The organism is Roseburia yibonii, assembly GCF_014297335.1.
GTDB lineage: Bacteria > Bacillota > Clostridia > Lachnospirales > Lachnospiraceae > Roseburia_D > Roseburia_D yibonii.
In genome coordinates this window covers 70,851-88,610 of record NZ_JACOQH010000006.1, presented here as the reverse complement: position 1 = coordinate 88,610, position 17,760 = coordinate 70,851, and the positions used below count along the sequence as shown (strand labels likewise).

Sequence of the window (17,760 nt, the reverse complement as noted above, 5' to 3'; positions counted from 1 at the left end):
CTTTTCTATTTTGATTCATGTTAAATCCTGGCTTTTTATTTGTCAATGCAATTCATATTTTTATTAGAAATTTTATTTACATTTTAGATTTTGATCGGTTGACATTATTTTTTTCACATCATACAATATTAGCATCGAAAAGATTTTAACCGGAGGTTTAGGATGAAAAAACATTATACTTTTGTTCCTCTAAAAGACAACGAACTTATGCTGTTTCGCAAGGCCTTAATGAGCAGTCTGTGGTTTCGTCCCGTATTTTGTATCCTGGCACTTCTTTTCCTTGGCTGGCTCGGTTTTTCCTACCGTTTTGTATTAACGGCATCCCCGGTCTGTCTGATCTGGTATACACTTGCCGTTCTTTTTGTCCTGTCCGAAGCCTATGGCGAGATACGCAGGCTCTCCTTTATCTCCCATTTAAAGAAATCTGCCCTCCTGCCATATATCCATGCAGCCAAGGCGGATGCGTCTTTTTACAATGAGGAGATCCCAAACGGTTTTATCATTCAGACGGAGCCCGTCCGTTTTCCGGACATTACCTGGTGCCGGACGGAACTTTCACACATTTTGGAACAGTTCGCGGACAGTCTGCCTCTGCACGATTATTTAGAAGGCTGCCTCGACAGCAATGACGCTTCCCTGATCAACAAGGCGGTGATCTATACCGAGATTATAAAAGACCAGCTTGCGAGCGGCAATCACGCGATCCTTGCCACCCATGACAAACTGGTCAATTATGTAAACTATTCTGAGAAGACTTCCTAGTCTTCTCCTTTCTCATCACTCTGTTGTTGTTTCCACTTAAAATATTCCGCGTCCAGATTCACTTTGATCTCCGGCGCTTCTTTTGGCAGCTCACTCTCTTTTTCCTGATCTTTCATCAGTTCGGAAACTGCCTGCCCCAAAGCAGCCTCGGTTTCCTCTTTTGTATCGGAAACTTCTTCCCCTTCTTCTTCCAGCGGAATACCGTTTTGGATAAAGTATTCTTTGTTGATCTTGATCTCCGGCTCCGGATAAGGGCTCTTCTTTTTCTCAGTCTTTGTCCAGGTCTTTTTCTTCTGGCGTTCCTTTTCCAGCTCTTTGTTGCGTTCTTCTATAATCTGCAGATATTTTTTCGTATCCGCAAGGTCGTGCAGCTGTCCCTCAAGTTCTAACTGGTTTTCACGCACCGTATCTTTCCGCTCTTCCAGTTCATTTTTCATCTGCGCAAAGACCTCATCCATCGAATCCGAGGCATTCTGGATAATCCGCTGAATATGGTTTAATGCTTCGTTTGTATACATTACAGATGCCGCATAAACATCTTCCGCCATTTTTCCGGCGTCTTTTACGATCTTTTCGCCCTTGCGCCTGGATTTGCGCTCCGCCTCATCATGGCTCTGCTGCGTCATTTCATACTCATCCATGATATTGTATACACAGATATTCAGATCTTTTAACAGGCCGAGCAGTTCCTGTTTGCTGACGATCACCCTGTCGCGCGACTGTCCTGCCGGCTCCCCTTTCGCGATCAGCACATGCATACTTCTTAAAATTTTTTCCAGATTATCCTGTGTACTCATCTTTCCGTCTCCCTGCGTCTTTTCCCCATTCTCTATTCTATATTTCGATCAGCTCGTACTGATCACTGCCAAGCCCGATCTTTACCGCATGCTCAATGCAGGATTTCCAGTTGGTGTCCGGATGTACCATATGAAAATGGTCTCCCTCCTCATGATGATGTCCTTCCATATGATCGCTTAACACGCTTCCCAAAATCACCGGCTGGCGGTTGCACGCATCCGCACAGGCCACATCGAGGGCTACCGGATCAAATGATGCAAACATACCTACATTCGGTATGATCGGAATATCGTTTTCCGCATGGCAGTCACAGTTCGGTGATACATCACAGATCAGCGAAATATGAAAGCACGGACGGTCCTTACAGACTGCAAGGCTGTATTCCGCGATCTTATAGTTTAAGACATCATTGGAATCGTTGCTGTTGGCATACACAGCGTCCTTCGGACAGACTCCGATACATCTGCCGCATCCCACACATTTGTCTATGTCGATGCTTGCCTTTCCATCTGTAACAGACGGAGCGTCATGCGCGCATATCTTTTTGCATGCGCCGCATCCCACGCATTTTGTCTGATCTACATGTGTCTTTCCGTCACTGTGCATCTCCATTTTTCCGGCGCGGGATCCGCATCCCATTCCGATATTCTTTAAGGCTCCGCCGAATCCGGTCGCCTCATGCCCCTTAAAATGGGTCAGCGTGATAAAAACATCCGCATCCATGACCGCGCGTCCGATCTTTGCTTCTTTTACATATTCTCCATTGACCGGCACATATGCCTCATCTGTCCCCTTTAACCCGTCAGCAATGATCACATGACATCCGGTTGAAAAAGGTGAAAATCCATTGGCATACGCTGTATCCATGTGATCCAGCGCATTTTTGCGGCTGCCCACATAAAGCGTATTGCAGTCTGTGAGGAATGGCTTCCCCCCACATTCTTTTACCACATCCGCAACCACTTTTGCGTAATTCGGACGTAGGAACGCAAGGTTTCCCATTTCTCCAAAATGTATTTTAATGGCCGCATAGCGGTCTGTAAAATCAATGTCACGAATTCCCGCAGTAAGGATCAGCCGGCGCAGCTTTTGCAGGAGATTCTCATTTCCAGTCGTTTTGAAGGTCGTAAAATATACTTTTGATCTTTCCATGTCACATCCTCCTTGAAGTTTCCCTTTTTTTTCTTTTCTCATTTTACTATGACACTGTTCAATCCGCAAGAATGGGTTTCGAAAACTGGCACTTTCTTCTTTTCTTTGTTGTGGTATAATGTTTGAAAACATTATAAGAAGGATGGTTTTCTGCATGAACGCAATAAAAACTTACGGAAATTACATCAAAAAGTATGCCGAACCGCACCCTGCCGTATCCCGGAAAATGATCGACATCGGGCTTCACTTGGAGCAGTTCCGCACCGAACATTTTGCCGCCAAAGAGATGCCGAAGGCTTACCGGAAACTCAACACACTCGGCGTAAAAAACACGCTGTCCGCTCTGGAGCACCCGGATCAGACCGTCTGGTCCAATCTCTTCGCTCCGGTCGAGATCTTCCAGTGTTTCGGCTTAAATGCCCTCTCCATGGAATGTCTTTCCTCGTTCTTATCCGGTTTTACCTGCGAGGATTATTTTATCGACCGTGCCGAGCAAAAGGGGATCGCCTCCACGCTCTGCTCCTACCACAAAAATTTCATCGGTGCCGTAGACTCCGGCGTCATTCCGCCTGCCGCTTTTGGCGTCACAACTTCCATGATCTGTGACGGAAACATCAACACGTTCCGCTACATCGAAAAGAACCATTCGATCAATACCTATGTGATCGATGTGCCAAATACCTATTCCGAGGATGCTGTTTCCTATCTGGTGTCCCAGTTAAAGGAACTGATATCCACACTGGAAGGGCTGACCGGCAAAGTTTTCCACATGGACGATCTTTCTGAAGTCCTTTCCCGTGAAAATGAATCCAAGGCCTGCTATAAAGAATTCTTAAAATTGCAGCGTGACCGCTACTACCCGTCTACGCTGACGCTTCAGATGTACATGCTGTTTGCCACGCACTTAAATATCGGCACACCGGAAACGCTGGATCTGTTCCGCAGTTTTGCCGAGGACATCAAAAGCTATCCCGAATTTCACGGAAAGCGCATTGTCTGGGTACATCTGCTGCCGTTTTATCAGGAAACGTTAAAGCATTATTTCAATCTTGGAAAAGATTATCAGATCCAGGTTACGGAAATGAACCTCGACTATATGGAACCGTTGGATACCGACCATCCGCTTGAGGCGCTGGCGACCAAGATGCTCAATAACCTCTACAATGGTCCTTACGAGCGCAAGGCGTCCATGGTCACAAAGCTGGCAAAGGACATGCGTGCGGACGGTGTCATCAATTTCTGCCACTGGGGCTGCAAACAGTCTTCCGGCGGTGTGTTCCGGCTGCGTGAGGCACTGCGCGAAGCGGATATTCCGCTGCTTGTGATCGACGGAGACGGCATGGATCGCAGAAACAGCCATGACGGCCAGATCAAGACAAGACTCGAAGCATTTTTAGAAGTTGTAAATCAGAAAGGAATGTGAATTTATGCTGGGTTATGTATGTAAATATACTCCCATGGAGCTGTTTACCGCCATGGATACCGATATCAAGCGGCTCGAACCGTCTGTCACGGATTTTAACCATGCGGACACGCTGATGCATGCGAATATCTGCTCTTACACCAAAGCCGTGCTCGAAGATGTCATGGAAAATGACTACGAGGGTGTGATCTTAACGACCTGCTGCGACAGCATCCGCCGCCTTTACGATACCTTAAAGAGCCAGTTCCCGGACAAGTTTTTCTTTTTACTGGATATTCCACGCAAGGTCAATGATTTCGCCGTGACACTCTATGAAAGACAGCTGCGGGAAATGATCTCCTCCTATGAAGCATTTTCTGGGAAAACCTTTGACGAAGCCCGCTTTGTTTCCATGATGCAGAACAATGCAGCACTGGAAAAAGCCCAAAAAACGAAAGAGAACGCCTGTCCATCAAAAAAGATCTCCGATGCAAAAGCTTCTGCCCTAAACATCGGCATCATGGGTGCGCGCTGCAACAATGAGATCCGTCAGCTTTTAACGGACCACGGCGTAAATGTCCTGTTTGACTTGACCTGCACCGGACTGGGGCGAAATTTTTCCGTATCAAAGGAAGCACCGCTCACCTCCTATGCAGCGGCGCTGCTCAACCAGATCCCGTGTATGCGCATGTTAAAGGCAGCTTCAAGGCAGAATCTGGTAGATGGCTTTACCGACCGGCTTGACGGCATTTTATACCACACGGTAAAATTCTGCGATTCTTATTCTTATGAATATGCGGATTTTAAGGAACATCTGGATGTTCCGATCCTGTTAATTGAAACGGATTCCACCAAACAGTGTGCCGGACAGGTGCGCACGCGTGTGGAAGCATTTATCGAAGAACTTCAAGTGAAGAAAGGTCTGTCGCTGACCGGAAAGAAAATAATCTCCAAAAGAAAGGGTGATACTTTGTATACATTAGGCATTGACAGCGGTTCTACTTCAACAAACGCTGTGATTTTAGATGAGAATCAAAAGATCCGGGCATTTTCTGTCGTCCGCACCGGCGCAAAATCTTCCCAGAGCGCAGATGCCGCGCTGGCTGACGTATTAAAGAAAGCAGGGCTCACGAGAGATGATATTTCCCTGATCGTATCCACTGGATATGGCCGTGTCAGCATCCCGTTCGCGGATAAGACTGTCACCGAGATCAGCTGCCATGGAAAGGGCGCACATCTGCTGTTTCCGGATGTCCGCACGATCTTGGACATCGGCGGTCAGGACAGCAAGGCGATCCGTCTGAACGAAAACGGGGAAGTTGCCGACTTTGTCATGAACGATAAGTGCGCTGCCGGAACCGGACGCTTCCTCGAAATGATGGCGCGCTCCCTGGAGATCAGCCTCGACGAACTGGGACCTGTTTCCCTGCAGTCCAAAGAGGAAATTGAGATCAGCAGCATGTGCAGCGTATTTGCCGAATCCGAGGTCATTTCGCTGATCGCGCAGAATAAGGAGATCGCTGACATTGCACACGGCATCCACAAAGCCATTGCCGGGAAAGCCATGTCTCTCTTAAAAAGAGTCGGTTTAAATCCCGCCTATATGATGACCGGCGGTGTAGCCAAAAATCCGGGGGTTGTCGCCGTTTTAGAGGAGCAGCTCGGCGAAAAACTTCATATTTATGAAGAACCGGAAATCGTTGGCGCACTCGGCGCCGCGCTCTACGGTCTGGAGGAACTCAGTTAATCGTTCTCCCACTCCGCACGCTCCGTCAGCACCGTCACACGGTCTTTTAAGATCGTGGCAAATCCGTTTCCGACCGATGCAGCTTTCTTTTCTCCCTGTCCGGCGACTTCTACGCGCCCGGGATCAAGCACGGTCGTGAGCGGAATGTGCTCCCGGTAAACACCGATCCGTCCGCTTATGGTCGGAAGCTCCAAAAAAGTCACCTCTCCATCATAAAACACGCCGTCCGGTGTGACAATCCACGCATGAAAACAACTGTTTTTCTCTGCCATACGATCACTCCTCTTTTGCGCGTGCGCGCACATCATCGATCGTTCCCGCATTTAAGAAACAACTCTCCGGGACATCATCCAGTTTTCCCTCTAAGATCTCCGCAAAACCACGGATGGTCTCCGCAACCGGAACATAAATGCCCGGAAATCCGTTGAACTGCTCCGCGACATGAAGCGGCTGCGAGAGGAAACGCTGTACTTTTCTGGCGCGCCCTACGACACGCTTGTCCTCCTCTGAGAGCTCATCCATACCGAGTATTGCAATGATATCCTGTAATTCCCGGTATTTTTGCAGGATTTCCTGTACACCGCGCGCCACACGGAAATGTTCTGCTCCGATGACGTTTGGATCTAAGATCCTTGATGTGGACTCTAAAGGATCGACCGCCGGATAAATACCGAGTTCCACGATGGAACGGCTGAGCACGGTCGTGGCATCGAGATGCGCAAACGTGGTTGCCGGGGCAGGATCCGTCAGATCGTCCGCCGGCACATAGACCGCCTGCACCGAGGTGATCGAACCGTTTTTTGTTGAAGTGATACGCTCCTGCAGTGCGCCCATCTCCGTCTGTAAGGTCGGCTGATACCCCACCGCGGACGGCATCCGTCCGAGCAGCGCACTCACCTCAGAGCCTGCTTGGGTAAAACGGAAGATATTATCGATAAACAAAAGCACATCTTTTCCACCCTGATCTCTGAAATATTCCGCCATCGTAAGACCGGAAAGCGCGACACGCATCCGGGATCCCGGCGGCTCATTCATCTGTCCGAACACCATGCAGGTCTTGTCAATAACACCGGACTCCCGCATCTCATGGTAAAGATCATTGCCCTCCCTGGTACGCTCTCCGACACCGGTAAAAACGGAATATCCGCCGTGCGCGGTCGCGATGTTGTGGATCAGTTCCTGGATCAGCACCGTTTTTCCGACGCCCGCACCGCCAAAAAGCCCGATCTTTCCACCTTTCTGATACGGACAGAGCAGATCGATGACCTTGATCCCGGTCTCAAACATCTCCGCGTCCGTCGCCTGCTCGGCAAACTCCGGCGCTTTCCGGTGGATCGGCATGTACACCGCATGTTCCGGCGGTGCCTTCTCATCGATCGGCTGCCCTAACACATTAAACATTCTGCCAAGCGTACACTCCCCGACCGGTACACGGATCGGAGCACCGGTTGCCTTTACTTCCATGCCGCGAATGAGTCCGTCGGTCGGCCCCATGGCAATGCAGCGGACGATCCCGTCCCCCAGCTGCTGCGCGACTTCGACTACCAATCGTGTCCCGTCGGCACGCACGATCTCCAGTGCGTCATAAATCTGGGGCAGCTCCCCTTCTTTATAGCGGACATCCAAAATCGCTCCGATGACCTGTGTGATTTTTCCTGTTTTAATCTGTGCCATTTCCTGTTACTCCTTATTTCTATTCCAGACTTTCCTGTGCTCCTGCGATAATCTCGGTCAGCTCCTGCGTAATGGAGCTCTGGCGCGCGCGGTTAAACTGCAGCGTCAGATCCTCGATCATCTCCTCCGCATTTCCGGTCGCCGCCTCCATTGCCTGCATCCGCGCGGCATTTTCACTCGCCGCCGCGTCCATGAGCGCACCATAGATCAGGCTGCTTAGATAAAGCGGAATGATCTTTTCTATTACTTCTTCCTCATCCGGCTCATAATTCATAGGCGTTACGTCATCCGCTTCAGCCTGCCCACAGTCCACCGGAAGCAGGCGCATCCGCACCGGTTCCTGCACCACTGTATTTTTAAAATGTGTGTATACAAGATCGATCCCTGCGATCTCGCCGGATGTAAAATCGCCAAGGACGTGTTTGCAAAACTCTGCAGCATCGGCATACGCCGGCGCGTCAAACATCTCAGATGCATCATGGCGCACCGGATAGCCAAAGTGCTCTAATGCATCCCGCCCTTTGGTTCCAATGGTATAAAGCAAAACTTCATCCTTTTTTCCGGTATCGCCGGTGACCATGCGAACCAGATTCGCATTGTAGCCGCCCGCAAGCCCACGGTTTGCCGTGATAAGAATGATCCCCGTTTTGTTTTTCCTTCCATCTGCGGACTCTGGGATACTTACTCCTCCTCTTCCCATCAGATACGGGTGATCGATCTGCGCCGACCGCGCGAGCATCGCTTTCACGGTCTGATACATACAGGAAAAATAGGGATTTGCCTCCTCCGCACGCTCCTTGGTCTTTTGCAGCTTCACCGTTGAAACCAGCTTCATCGCCTTTGTGATCTGTTTTGTGCTCTCGATACTGCCCTTTCTCCGTTTGATATCGCGCATGGATGTCATCTGTTTTTACCGTCCCTTTCCTGAAAAGCTGCCCTGCACACTAAGATCCTTTCGACCAGCTTTTTCTCCGTCTCTTCATCCAGCTGCTTTTTCTCGCGGATCGCGCTTAAAATTTCCGGCGCGTTTGTATCGATCTCCGCAAACAGGGCTTCCTCAAATGGTAAGATCTCATGCACCGGTATCTCTAACAGATATTTTTTTGTCGCCGCATACAGGATCACGATCTGCTTTTCCACCGGCATCGGCTGATACTGCGGCTGTTTCAACACCTCGCGGATGCGCTCTCCCTGCGCCAGTTTTTCTTTGGTCGCCGCGTCAAGCTCACTCGCGAACTGCGCAAAGGATGCAAGCTCCCGGTACTGCGCAAGTTCCACACGGATCGGCGCCGCAATCTTTTTCATCGCTTTGATCTGTGCGGAACCACCGACACGGGAAACCGACAGCCCCGCATTGATCGCCGGACGGATACCTGCGTTGAATAATTCCGTTTCCAGATAGATCTGACCATCCGTGATGGAAATGACGTTGGTCGGAATATAGGCGGATACATCTCCCGCCTGCGTCTCTATGATCGGAAGTGCCGTGAGCGAACCGCCGCCAAGCGGATCGGAAAGCCTTGCCGCGCGCTCCAAAAGTCTCGAATGCAGATAAAAGACATCTCCCGGATACGCTTCACGCCCCGGCGGTCTTTTGAGCAGCAGCGAAAGTGTACGGTATGCCGCCGCATGTTTGCTCAGATCATCATAGACGATCAGCACATCCTCACCGTTTTCCATCCACTCTTCGCCGATCGCGCATCCCGCATACGGCGCAATATACTGAAGCGGCGCAAGTTCGCTCGCCGTCGATGCGACCACTGTGGTATACTCCATCGCTCCGTGGTTTTCTAAGATCCTTACGATCGATGCGACCGTCGATGCCTTCTGCCCGATCGCCACATAAATGCATTTTACGCCCTGTCCTCTCTGGTTTATGATCGTATCCAGCGCGATCGCTGTCTTTCCGGTCTGGCGGTCTCCGATGATCAGCTCACGCTGCCCACGTCCGATCGGCACCATCGCGTCGATCGCCTTAATCCCGGTCTGAAGCGGTGTATCCACAGACTTTCTCGCAATGACACCGGATGCCACCCGCTCGATCGGACGGTAGCGCTTTGCCGCCACCGGTCCCCTGTCATCGATCGGCTGTCCGAGCGCATTCACCACACGGCCGAGCAGCGCGTCTCCCACCGGAACCTCCGCCACACGACCGGTCGCCTTTACGGTATCGCCCTCGTTGATATTTTTTGCATCACCGAGTAAAACCGCACCGACATTGTCCTCCTCAAGGTTTAGCACCATTCCGTAGACCTCTCCCGGAAACGCCAGAAGTTCTCCCTGCATGGCGCCGGAGAGTCCGTAAATACGGGCTATTCCGTCTGCCACCTGAATGATGGTGCCTGCCTCTTTCACTTCCAGCTGCACATCATATTTTTTCATCTGCTCCCGGATCACGGAGCTTATTTCTTCCGGTTTTAAATTCACGAAGCGTTCTCACCTGCTTTCCACTGTATTTTCGATAATTCCCTGCTAAGCGTCTCAAGTCTTGTCCGGATACTGCCGTCACAGATACGGTCTTTGATACGCACTATGATCCCTCCGATCAGATCCGGATCCACCGTGACATGCAGTTCCACTGACCTGTAATCTGTCGTTTCGAGGATCCGTTTTTTTAACGCTGCGCGCTGTTCTTCGTCCAGCTCAGCCGCCGTCTGCACATACACCACACCGATCTTTTCAAATTCCTTCACCTTGTCCAGAAACTCTTTTAAGATCCTTTCCATCTCATTCCAATGCCCTTTTTCCGCAACAAGCTCTAAAAAGCAAAGCATGTCATCCGCGATGCGCCCCGAAAAAACTTTGGTAAGCACCGCTTTTTTTTCTTCCTTTTCCACACCCGGATGCAGCAGGAACTGCATCAGTTCTTTTTCTTCCTCAAAGATGTTCAAAAGGGCTTCCACTTCTTTTTGATACGCATCGATCTGTCCACTCTCGCGTGCCGCTAAAAACAGCGCCTGTGCATATCTTTCTTCTACTAACTTCGCCATGTCCGCTCACCCATTTCGCGCAGTGTTTCCTCCACCAGCTTATTTTGAACCTCCGGTGTCACCGATGCCGCAGCCACTTTTGCAGCCATCATGGCGGCAACTGCGATCATTTCCCGTTTCATCTCATCCGCCACACGCGCCCGTTCCAGCCCGGCTTCCTCCTTTGCGCGTGCCAGTATCCGCTGCCGCTCCGCTTTTGCTTCATTTATCATCTTTTCTTCCTGTTTTTCCGCCTTACTTCTTGCTTCACTTAACAGACGCTCTACTTCCTTATCTGCCTCCTGTAAATGTTTCTCATAGGATGCGCGATATTTTTCTCCCTGCTTTTTTTCCTTTTTTGCCATGCGAAGCTCGTCTCCGATGTGCTCCGTGCGTTCCCGCAGAAGTTTCCGCGCAGGCTCAAACAGCAGATAGGACAGCGCCACACACAGAAAAAATACGGAAATCGCAAGAAGTACCGTATCGTGGAGCAGCTGAAAATCCAGTTCAAATAATCTTGTCATCGCAACAACCGATCTCCTTTCCTTTACTGCTTGTGATCGCTCGCTTTCCTATACAAAAGGTTTTACGAACATTAACAGCATAGCAACCAGAAGACCATAAAGACCGGTCGTCTCTGCTACCGCCTGTCCAAGCAGCATGGTTGACATAATATCTGATTTTGCTCCCGGATTGCGCCCGACCGCAGATGCTCCATAACCGGCTGCAATTCCCTGTCCAATACCGGGTCCGATACCCGCGATCACCGCCAGTCCGGCTCCGATCGCCGAACATGCCAATATCAAATCTGTTCCTGTAATATTCATTTTTTTGTCCTCCTGATTTCTTATTTTCTTAATCGTTTCATTGACTCTTTTGGTCAGATTTCCAGCCTCCGCTAGGATTCCGCTTCGTAATTCTGTCCGATATAAGTCATCGTCAGCATGCAGAATACATAGGTCTGGATCGCACCCGAAAACAGATCAAAATAGATATGAAGCGCCACCGGCCAGATAAATGCCAGCCTGCCAAGCAGCCCGTAAACCAGCGCCAGCATGACCGTTCCCGACAACACATTTGCAAACAGACGAAGCGACAACGAGATCGGTACGGCTGCCATACTGATCACATTGATCGGAACCCAGAGTGGCAGCCACGGCGGCAGCGGGGAACAAAGTTCTCTCCAGATAAATCCGCCGCTCCGGTTCTTTATTTTTGTAATGTGGATCAAAAAAAACGTGATGAGTGCAAGCGCAAGCGTCGTTCCATAATCCGCGGTTGGCGGCCTTAATCCAAACAGTCCCGCGATGTTGCTCAAAAGGACAAACAGAAAAACCGTGCCAATATAGTTCGCGAATCCTGCTCCAACCTCTTTTCCCATTGTGCCTTCCACCATGCCATCGAGCTTTTCCACGACAAGTTCCGCCACATTCTGAAATCCTGTCGGCACATTTTCCCCATGCGCAAGGCTTCGGTTCGCCACGATCGCAAAGATCAGAAGTGACAACATAACGATGAAAATGCACACATGAGAAGTTGTGATCCAGACGGTATGTCCAAACAGTTCATAGGAAAAGATCCCATGTATCATAAAATCGACATCACCTGTCAAACGGCTCACCTCCCATATTCTGCCGCACTACTGCATGCCCGGTAACCCGCCACATGACCGGTTCTAAATAGGCGGACACTTTTAAGCCGAGCAGACCGATAAACGCTGCAACCAGATTTCCAATACCGGAAACATACATCCACACAAACACGCCGATCACCACCACATAGCGCAGGATCGATTTTGCGATAATGCGCCCGCCTGCCCTTCGCGCGTCCGCGAAATCCACGACATCCCGTAACACCCACGCCATATGGACTGCCATCCCGACCGCCAGCGCAAGTCCGATGAGAAGTCCCACTGTAAAGGATATCCCATCATTTACAAACCAGACTCCGACTGCCCAGACAACCGCTCCATAAAGCAGAATGCCGCGAACGAGACCGGGCAGCGCATCATTTAATTTCTTAAACATATGATTTTTCCTCGTTTTTTGAATTTACTATATTTTTGCGCTGTTGGAATGGAAATTATACATGAAATGGGAAATAAGACGATTTTATTTTGCCGATACTATATTCTCTGTCTTGTGTTACGATATCGTCCGCCATCTACGCTATACTCTAACAGACAAACAAATGATAAAGGAGAAACCTAATGAACGAATTACAAACATCTATCAATGACTATCTAAATTACTGTAAAACGCAAAAACGCCTGGATGAAAAGACTCTAAAAGCTTATCGCATCGATTTAAGACAGTTTTCTGAACAAATCTCTGTCCAAAAAAATGCAGAGATCGATTCTGCTGTAATTGAAAAGCATATTGCCGTGCTGCATCATAAATACCAGCCGAAAACTGTAAAACGAAAAATTGCTTCCTTAAAAGCTTTCTTTCATTTTCTGGAATATAAAGATCTGATTGAAAAGAACCCGTTCACTCGTATAGAAATCCACTTCCGCGAACCTGTCAGACTGCCGAAAACCATTCCCCTGCATACGGTTGAAACTTTGCTGGCCACGATTTACACCTGTCAAAAGAATGCCAAGACCACTCATCAAAAAAGATGTTCTCTGCGCGATGCCGCTGTGGTCGAGCTGTTGTTTGCAAGTGGCATGCGAATATCCGAACTTTGCACACTGCATGCCAAAGACGTAAACCTGTTTGACGGAATCATTCTCATCTATGGCAAAGGCAGCAAAGAACGCCGCATCCAGATTGGAAACGAATCGGTACTCTGCACACTGAAAAAATATCGGTCTGATTTTCAGTTGGAAATTGAACAATGTGGTCATTTTTTTGCCAATTCAAATGGGAAAGCGCTTTCCGATCAGTCTGTCCGCAGAATGATCAAAAAATATGCCGCGCTGGCTGGTATTGATATGCATATCACTCCGCATATGTTTCGTCATACTTTTGCCACCAGCCTGCTTGAAGCCGATGTGGACATCCGTTATATTCAGGAAATGCTCGGGCACAGTTCCATCCATATAACCGAGATATATACGCATGTTGCCATTGCGAAACAGCGGGATATCCTTGTGGCAAAACATCCAAGGAAAAATTTCAGAATATGATTTAGATTTTAGACAGGGCACCCCCTCGCGAAATGCTGTGGGGGTGTTTTTTGAGGATAATCCTATATTATCTATTGAAAATAGAAAGGATATAAACATGAATGCCATTATTTTAGCCGCCGAAAAAGTTCACGTATGTTTCAAGCTGGCGGAAGTATACATTGTTGCCTATTCAGAATATTTCAAATATAGAGCGAACAATTTTAATGCTACATTATTGTAACATAACAGAAATAATTATAGCCGTTCCATATAACAATCCGAATTTTGATTATCTAACGAAAAAATATTCTTGTAAAATTGTGTATAGCCATCAAAATTGTGCCAATACACTATATACGCTTAAACCGCTTATAAAAGACTTTGATGATACATTTAGAATGAGAGGTCGTTCTTGCGAAAAACATTTTTACAATTTTTGAGAGTAGTACCTACTATGTAATAAAATATCCAAATCCAGGAGTAGATTCTTTGGATCCTATTTTAAATCCCAATGGAACTATTTCATCTGAAATCCTAATTTAGATAAAATAATGAGGTGAATTACAATGCATAAAAATAAAATAATTTTGTCCATTTTAGATTACTATAAAGAAATTAATATAGACTTTGATGTATATGTCATAGCGGATGCCCAAGCAAAAACCTGTAAATATATGCCTGAACGAATTATTCATGCTAATGAAGATGAATTTTTTTCTCGTACGGAGTTCGCGGAAATAATGTCTGCGATCTTTAATTGTTTTGGCTTTGCAAAAGTTTTCTATTCTGAAATAGAATTTATTCAATACATATTAAATCATTGCATTAATAAATCCGAATGTATTGTCTATAATTTTTCTAGAGATGGACGTGCAAATGGAAAAAAGTCATTAATTCCTTCTTTTTGTGATTTAATGGATATAAAGTACACAGGTAGTAATGCATTTGTTATTTCTCTTCTTCGAAACAAATATATATATACAAAATTTCTGGAACAAAATGGAATTAGTGTTCCTAAAAGTTTACTTTATGATAAAAAAACTACTGAGTTTTCATCCCTATTAAATGAATTTAGAAATCAATATGTAATCGCAAAAAATAAATGTGAATCTGCAAGTATTGGCTTGACAACTGAAAATATTTTTGAATTCAAAAACGAATCCATAAATTATTTAAATGACTTATTAACAAAAATGCATACAACTTCTTTATTAGTTCAGGAATATATCGATGGAATCGAATGTGAAATTCTTGTTCTCCAATACAAAGGAGATTATTATGCGCTAGATCCAGTTCAAATTTTATTTAAAACTGAGACTAATATTATTGATACTGATACCTCTAATTTATATAATTATAATTTTAAAGTTATTGATTCACCAATAAAGTCAGTAATTCAAGAGACTGCAAAAAAAATTGCCGAATTACTTGGAATAAAAGACTATGCTAGATTTGATTTTAGAATAAAAGATGGGATTCCATACTTGTTTGATATAGCAGGAACCCCTTATACTATATATCATAGTTCTATAGCTTATTTATTTACACAATATTACCATCTACCCTATGAGTCCATTTACAAAGTAATTGTTGCTTGTATGTTGTCAAATTATGCTTTTATAAATCAAACATAAGACGTATATTGTAAATCCGATAACATAAGACCTCGATAAAAGAACTTTGATAAAGATTGTTCATTACGTCTGGTTTCCACAAGATTATGGCAAAAATCGTAAGGACTGACTTTTTTCCGAGATGCAATAATTGCTTTCACAGCATCATTTTTTTTCAACCAAAATACTTCTTGCTTTCGAAAAAGGGCAGGGACAAAATTATCTAATTGCTCAATTTGTTGTAATGCATCTTCCCAATTTTCACAAACTATCTTTCGATATAATTCAAACCACGAAAAATAGTATCGATAAAAGTCATCAATATTTTGATCTGTTATATCAGATATATCTTTACACCCATACAACTTTTCTAATCTTTTTTTGTAGATGGTATATTGTTTATCGTTTTCCGTATATAGATACAAAGAACAAATATTTGTATACACAACAAGCTGAGTTGTATTCTTTTCTTTATTAATAAGTTTTTTCAGCTCACGAATAGCAGTTCTTGCAAAAGTAATTGCTTTATGAGGCGTTTTCACCCTCTGCTCGTTCAACAGAAATTCAGCTATAATTCGGTTATTGTATAGCTTTTCTATTTGAGGTATTTCTATATTTTTTTCTTTAGCTTCCAACTCTGCCTGATTACATAAATCAATAGATTCACCAAATTCTTGAATTACAATATCCGTTCCAGCCTGACAAACTAAAGTTATATAATATTCGATCCATATTTCATTGTTTTCAAAATATTTTTTAGCTTTTTCGTAATAAATACTACAAGCAGCTGGATTAGCAAATAAAAATGCTTTTCTATTAAATACATTTTCTATATATTCTCCAATTCCGTGTTTTTTTGCATTGCCATTATAGGATAATTCTTGGCTTTTATGATATAAGCGATTAAAACAATCATAATCATTGAGTAGATCAAGGACGCATGGTGAAATTCCATATATGATTTTCAAACGAAGTATTGTTTCGTCTACAGGTTTTATAGTTGTTATATCTTGAGTGTCAATAATTAATGCATTCATCACATAATTGATGCATTCATCTAATGTATTACGATATGTTGCTTTGTTTAAATCCGTGTTTTTATAAATATAAGAAAAATATTCGTATGTTATTTCGGCTTTTACTGGCAGTTCCCAACTATATTTTTGAACTATATTTCTGTATACCTGTTCTACTTCTGCTATAGATGATTGGCCAAATAATATATCATAATAATCACATATTACCTCATACATCTCTTTATAGTTTTTATCAATCTGTGATTGCTTTATAATATTTTCGATTTTTTCAATCTTTATATCATCTGCAAGTTGTCTTGCTGATGAATATGCGAGAATAAATAAAGAAAATGCATGTGAACACATTTGACCACAATATCTATATATGTAATATGCTCTAAGATAGTATTCATCTTGTTCATTTTGTGTATAGAAATTGTAATATGAAATCAGCAAACTTTCATGTTTTTCTAATGTTATTTCTGCAATGTACTTTTGAATATCAGCGGAAATAAAATCATAATAGTTTTTTAAATCTTTTTTTACTAATGACTCCTGTCTAGCGATATTCAATCCTGTTTCAACATCTATTATCTTTTCGTTAACAATGTCTTTTATAAATTGAGCAGAAAATTTTTTTAAAGCCAACGATGCAGAAAAAACAATTTCCTCCATTTTTTTTCCACTTATCTCGCACTTTTCCCCTTGACTTTTTATTATTGATATCCTTCTTTCAACAACATCTTTTAACGTCGAAATATAATCCTGTTCATTTATAAGAATTTCTTCAAATAAAAAATCTACTGTATCGAGATTTCCCTGACTTAATGTCCAAATAAGTTCAATATTTTCTTCTGAAACTTCAGACTTTTTCATTTCCAAGAAAGTTTTTATATCTTGTTTAGTATATGTAGATAACTCTATTTTTTTGCACAAATTAGTACATTTATAAACGGTTTCTTGGTAAGATTCCTGCGTATCGGTAATTAATAAAAATATTCTTTTATGAAATTCTTTTTCCAATGCTGGAATATTTTTTATAATGGAAGTTGTAAAAAGTCGCACTTCGTCTGAAACATCGCTAATGTTCTCCACACAAATCAAAATATTACTTTTTAATTTTGTAGATAGTAAATTACGTATTTTCATATAATTAGAATTGTTATTATTCCATCCTAAACCAAGTCCAATAGAAAATCCCAAAGCTCCTCCTGAAATACTTAGTGAATTTATCTTCGAAACGAAGCTTCTGAATTCAGGAATAAATTCATTATCAACATTACGATATGCTTTAATGCTCTTCTCATCTTTCAATTTATTTAATACACATTCTATAATGTATGATTTTCCTTGACCATAGCCTGCTTGTATAAATATAACGCTTGGAGCGTCCTTCTTAATATATTGAGTTACTAGCTCATCTGCCATATTTTTGCGATCTTCCAAATTATTTTTAATGTCCGTACTCAATTAACAAAAACTCCTTTTTTACATAACACTTATTTTGTGTGTTTA

Annotated in this window: 17 protein-coding genes; 5 read left to right on the top strand and 12 right to left on the bottom strand. The window is 44.5% G+C overall.

Features of this window, described 5'->3' with window-relative positions; all coding sequences use genetic code 11:
- The first annotated feature begins 162 nt into the window (after window positions 1–162).
- Window positions 163–762, top strand: a complete 600-nt coding sequence (locus tag H8Z76_RS09425) for a hypothetical protein (RefSeq protein ID WP_022514482.1) — start codon at window positions 163–165, stop codon at window positions 760–762.
- Here H8Z76_RS09425 and H8Z76_RS09420 read toward each other — a convergent pair.
- Together H8Z76_RS09420 and H8Z76_RS09415 are read right to left on the bottom strand one after the other, a co-directional pair.
- Window positions 759–1,559: a hypothetical protein gene (locus H8Z76_RS09420; protein ID WP_186982327.1), complete on the bottom strand. Its 801-nt coding sequence runs from the start codon at window positions 1,557–1,559 to the stop codon at window positions 759–761. The two genes, H8Z76_RS09425 and H8Z76_RS09420, sit on opposite strands and share 4 nt — an antisense overlap.
- Window positions 1,560–1,596: 37 nt before the next feature.
- Complete coding sequence (locus tag H8Z76_RS09415; protein ID WP_147619295.1) at window positions 1,597–2,712, bottom strand: DUF362 domain-containing protein; 1,116 nt, start codon at window positions 2,710–2,712, stop codon at window positions 1,597–1,599.
- A 154-nt stretch (window positions 2,713–2,866) separates the two neighbouring features.
- Between H8Z76_RS09415 and H8Z76_RS09410 the strand changes: the two genes are divergently transcribed.
- Both H8Z76_RS09410 and H8Z76_RS09405 read left to right on the top strand, forming a co-directional pair.
- Window positions 2,867–4,135: a 2-hydroxyacyl-CoA dehydratase family protein gene (locus tag H8Z76_RS09410; RefSeq protein WP_022514479.1), complete on the top strand. Its 1,269-nt coding sequence runs from the start codon at window positions 2,867–2,869 to the stop codon at window positions 4,133–4,135.
- Between the two features lie 4 nt (window positions 4,136–4,139).
- Entirely contained in the window at window positions 4,140–5,861 is a 1,722-nt protein-coding gene (locus H8Z76_RS09405) for an acyl-CoA dehydratase activase (protein ID WP_186982326.1), read from the top strand.
- Here H8Z76_RS09405 and atpC read toward each other — a convergent pair.
- The 9 genes from atpC to H8Z76_RS09360 form a co-directional block, all read right to left on the bottom strand.
- Window positions 5,858–6,133: an ATP synthase F1 subunit epsilon gene (gene atpC / locus H8Z76_RS09400; protein WP_186982325.1), complete on the bottom strand. Its 276-nt coding sequence runs from the start codon at window positions 6,131–6,133 to the stop codon at window positions 5,858–5,860. The genes H8Z76_RS09405 and atpC overlap by 4 nt on opposite strands.
- Window positions 6,134–6,137: 4 nt before the next feature.
- Window positions 6,138–7,535 (bottom strand): F0F1 ATP synthase subunit beta, encoded by a 1,398-nt coding sequence (gene atpD / locus H8Z76_RS09395; protein ID WP_147619292.1) that lies wholly within the window; start codon window positions 7,533–7,535, stop codon window positions 6,138–6,140.
- A 19-nt stretch (window positions 7,536–7,554) separates the two neighbouring features.
- A complete protein-coding gene (gene atpG / locus H8Z76_RS09390) occupies window positions 7,555–8,439 on the bottom strand; it encodes an ATP synthase F1 subunit gamma (protein ID WP_186982324.1) in 885 nt (294 codons plus the stop codon).
- The gene (gene atpA / locus H8Z76_RS09385; protein WP_186982323.1) at window positions 8,436–9,962 is read right to left on the bottom strand and encodes a F0F1 ATP synthase subunit alpha; all 1,527 of its coding nucleotides are present in this window, start codon (window positions 9,960–9,962) and stop codon (window positions 8,436–8,438) included. The genes atpG and atpA overlap by 4 nt, the downstream gene beginning before the upstream one ends.
- Window positions 9,959–10,525 carry an ATP synthase F1 subunit delta gene (atpH, locus tag H8Z76_RS09380; protein ID WP_186982322.1) on the bottom strand — a complete coding sequence of 189 codons (567 nt, stop codon included), beginning with the start codon at window positions 10,523–10,525 and terminating at the stop codon, window positions 9,959–9,961. The genes atpA and atpH overlap by 4 nt, the downstream gene beginning before the upstream one ends.
- A complete protein-coding gene (gene atpF, locus H8Z76_RS09375) occupies window positions 10,513–11,028 on the bottom strand; it encodes a F0F1 ATP synthase subunit B (RefSeq protein WP_186982321.1) in 516 nt (171 codons plus the stop codon). Before atpF ends, atpH begins: the two co-directional genes overlap by 13 nt.
- A gap of 48 nt (window positions 11,029–11,076) precedes the next feature.
- A complete protein-coding gene (gene atpE, locus H8Z76_RS09370; protein WP_177306384.1) occupies window positions 11,077–11,331 on the bottom strand; it encodes an ATP synthase F0 subunit C in 255 nt (84 codons plus the stop codon).
- Between the two features lie 71 nt (window positions 11,332–11,402).
- Window positions 11,403–12,095 (bottom strand): F0F1 ATP synthase subunit A, encoded by a 693-nt coding sequence (gene atpB, locus H8Z76_RS09365; protein ID WP_186982388.1) that lies wholly within the window; start codon window positions 12,093–12,095, stop codon window positions 11,403–11,405.
- 10 nt (window positions 12,096–12,105) lie between these two features.
- Window positions 12,106–12,531: a hypothetical protein gene (locus H8Z76_RS09360; protein WP_186982320.1), complete on the bottom strand. Its 426-nt coding sequence runs from the start codon at window positions 12,529–12,531 to the stop codon at window positions 12,106–12,108.
- Window positions 12,532–12,713: 182 nt separating this feature from the next.
- On the opposite strand from H8Z76_RS09360, the gene H8Z76_RS09355 reads away from it, so the two are divergent.
- Window positions 12,714–13,634 carry a tyrosine-type recombinase/integrase gene (locus H8Z76_RS09355; RefSeq protein WP_186982319.1) on the top strand — a complete coding sequence of 307 codons (921 nt, stop codon included), beginning with the start codon at window positions 12,714–12,716 and terminating at the stop codon, window positions 13,632–13,634.
- Window positions 13,635–14,182: 548 nt separating this feature from the next.
- Entirely contained in the window at window positions 14,183–15,250 is a 1,068-nt protein-coding gene (locus tag H8Z76_RS09350) for an ATP-grasp domain-containing protein (RefSeq protein ID WP_186982318.1), read from the top strand.
- On the opposite strand, the gene H8Z76_RS09345 is transcribed toward H8Z76_RS09350, so the two are convergent.
- Window positions 15,241–17,715 (bottom strand): hypothetical protein, encoded by a 2,475-nt coding sequence (locus H8Z76_RS09345; RefSeq protein ID WP_186982317.1) that lies wholly within the window; start codon window positions 17,713–17,715, stop codon window positions 15,241–15,243. The two genes, H8Z76_RS09350 and H8Z76_RS09345, sit on opposite strands and share 10 nt — an antisense overlap.
- Window positions 17,716–17,760: the final 45 nt, after the last annotated feature.

What these genes read in the sequence shown, in the direction of transcription:
- H8Z76_RS09425 (WP_022514482.1), top strand. Translation starts at nt 163, where the DNA reads ATGAAAAAACATTATACTTTTGTTCCTCTAAAAGACAACGAACTTATG.
- H8Z76_RS09420 (WP_186982327.1), bottom strand. Translation starts at nt 1,559, where the DNA reads ATGAGTACACAGGATAATCTGGAAAAAATTTTAAGAAGTATGCATGTG.
- H8Z76_RS09415 (WP_147619295.1), bottom strand. Translation starts at nt 2,712, where the DNA reads ATGGAAAGATCAAAAGTATATTTTACGACCTTCAAAACGACTGGAAAT.
- H8Z76_RS09410 (WP_022514479.1), top strand. Translation starts at nt 2,867, where the DNA reads ATGAACGCAATAAAAACTTACGGAAATTACATCAAAAAGTATGCCGAA.
- H8Z76_RS09405 (WP_186982326.1), top strand. Translation starts at nt 4,140, where the DNA reads ATGCTGGGTTATGTATGTAAATATACTCCCATGGAGCTGTTTACCGCC.
- atpC (WP_186982325.1), bottom strand. Translation starts at nt 6,133, where the DNA reads ATGGCAGAGAAAAACAGTTGTTTTCATGCGTGGATTGTCACACCGGAC.
- atpD (WP_147619292.1), bottom strand. Translation starts at nt 7,535, where the DNA reads ATGGCACAGATTAAAACAGGAAAAATCACACAGGTCATCGGAGCGATT.
- atpG (WP_186982324.1), bottom strand. Translation starts at nt 8,439, where the DNA reads ATGACATCCATGCGCGATATCAAACGGAGAAAGGGCAGTATCGAGAGC.
- atpH (WP_186982322.1), bottom strand. Translation starts at nt 10,525, where the DNA reads ATGGCGAAGTTAGTAGAAGAAAGATATGCACAGGCGCTGTTTTTAGCG.
- atpF (WP_186982321.1), bottom strand. Translation starts at nt 11,028, where the DNA reads ATGACAAGATTATTTGAACTGGATTTTCAGCTGCTCCACGATACGGTA.
- atpE (WP_177306384.1), bottom strand. Translation starts at nt 11,331, where the DNA reads ATGAATATTACAGGAACAGATTTGATATTGGCATGTTCGGCGATCGGA.
- atpB (WP_186982388.1), bottom strand. Translation starts at nt 12,095, where the DNA reads ATGATACATGGGATCTTTTCCTATGAACTGTTTGGACATACCGTCTGG.
- H8Z76_RS09360 (WP_186982320.1), bottom strand. Translation starts at nt 12,531, where the DNA reads ATGTTTAAGAAATTAAATGATGCGCTGCCCGGTCTCGTTCGCGGCATT.
- H8Z76_RS09355 (WP_186982319.1), top strand. Translation starts at nt 12,714, where the DNA reads ATGAACGAATTACAAACATCTATCAATGACTATCTAAATTACTGTAAA.
- H8Z76_RS09350 (WP_186982318.1), top strand. Translation starts at nt 14,183, where the DNA reads ATGCATAAAAATAAAATAATTTTGTCCATTTTAGATTACTATAAAGAA.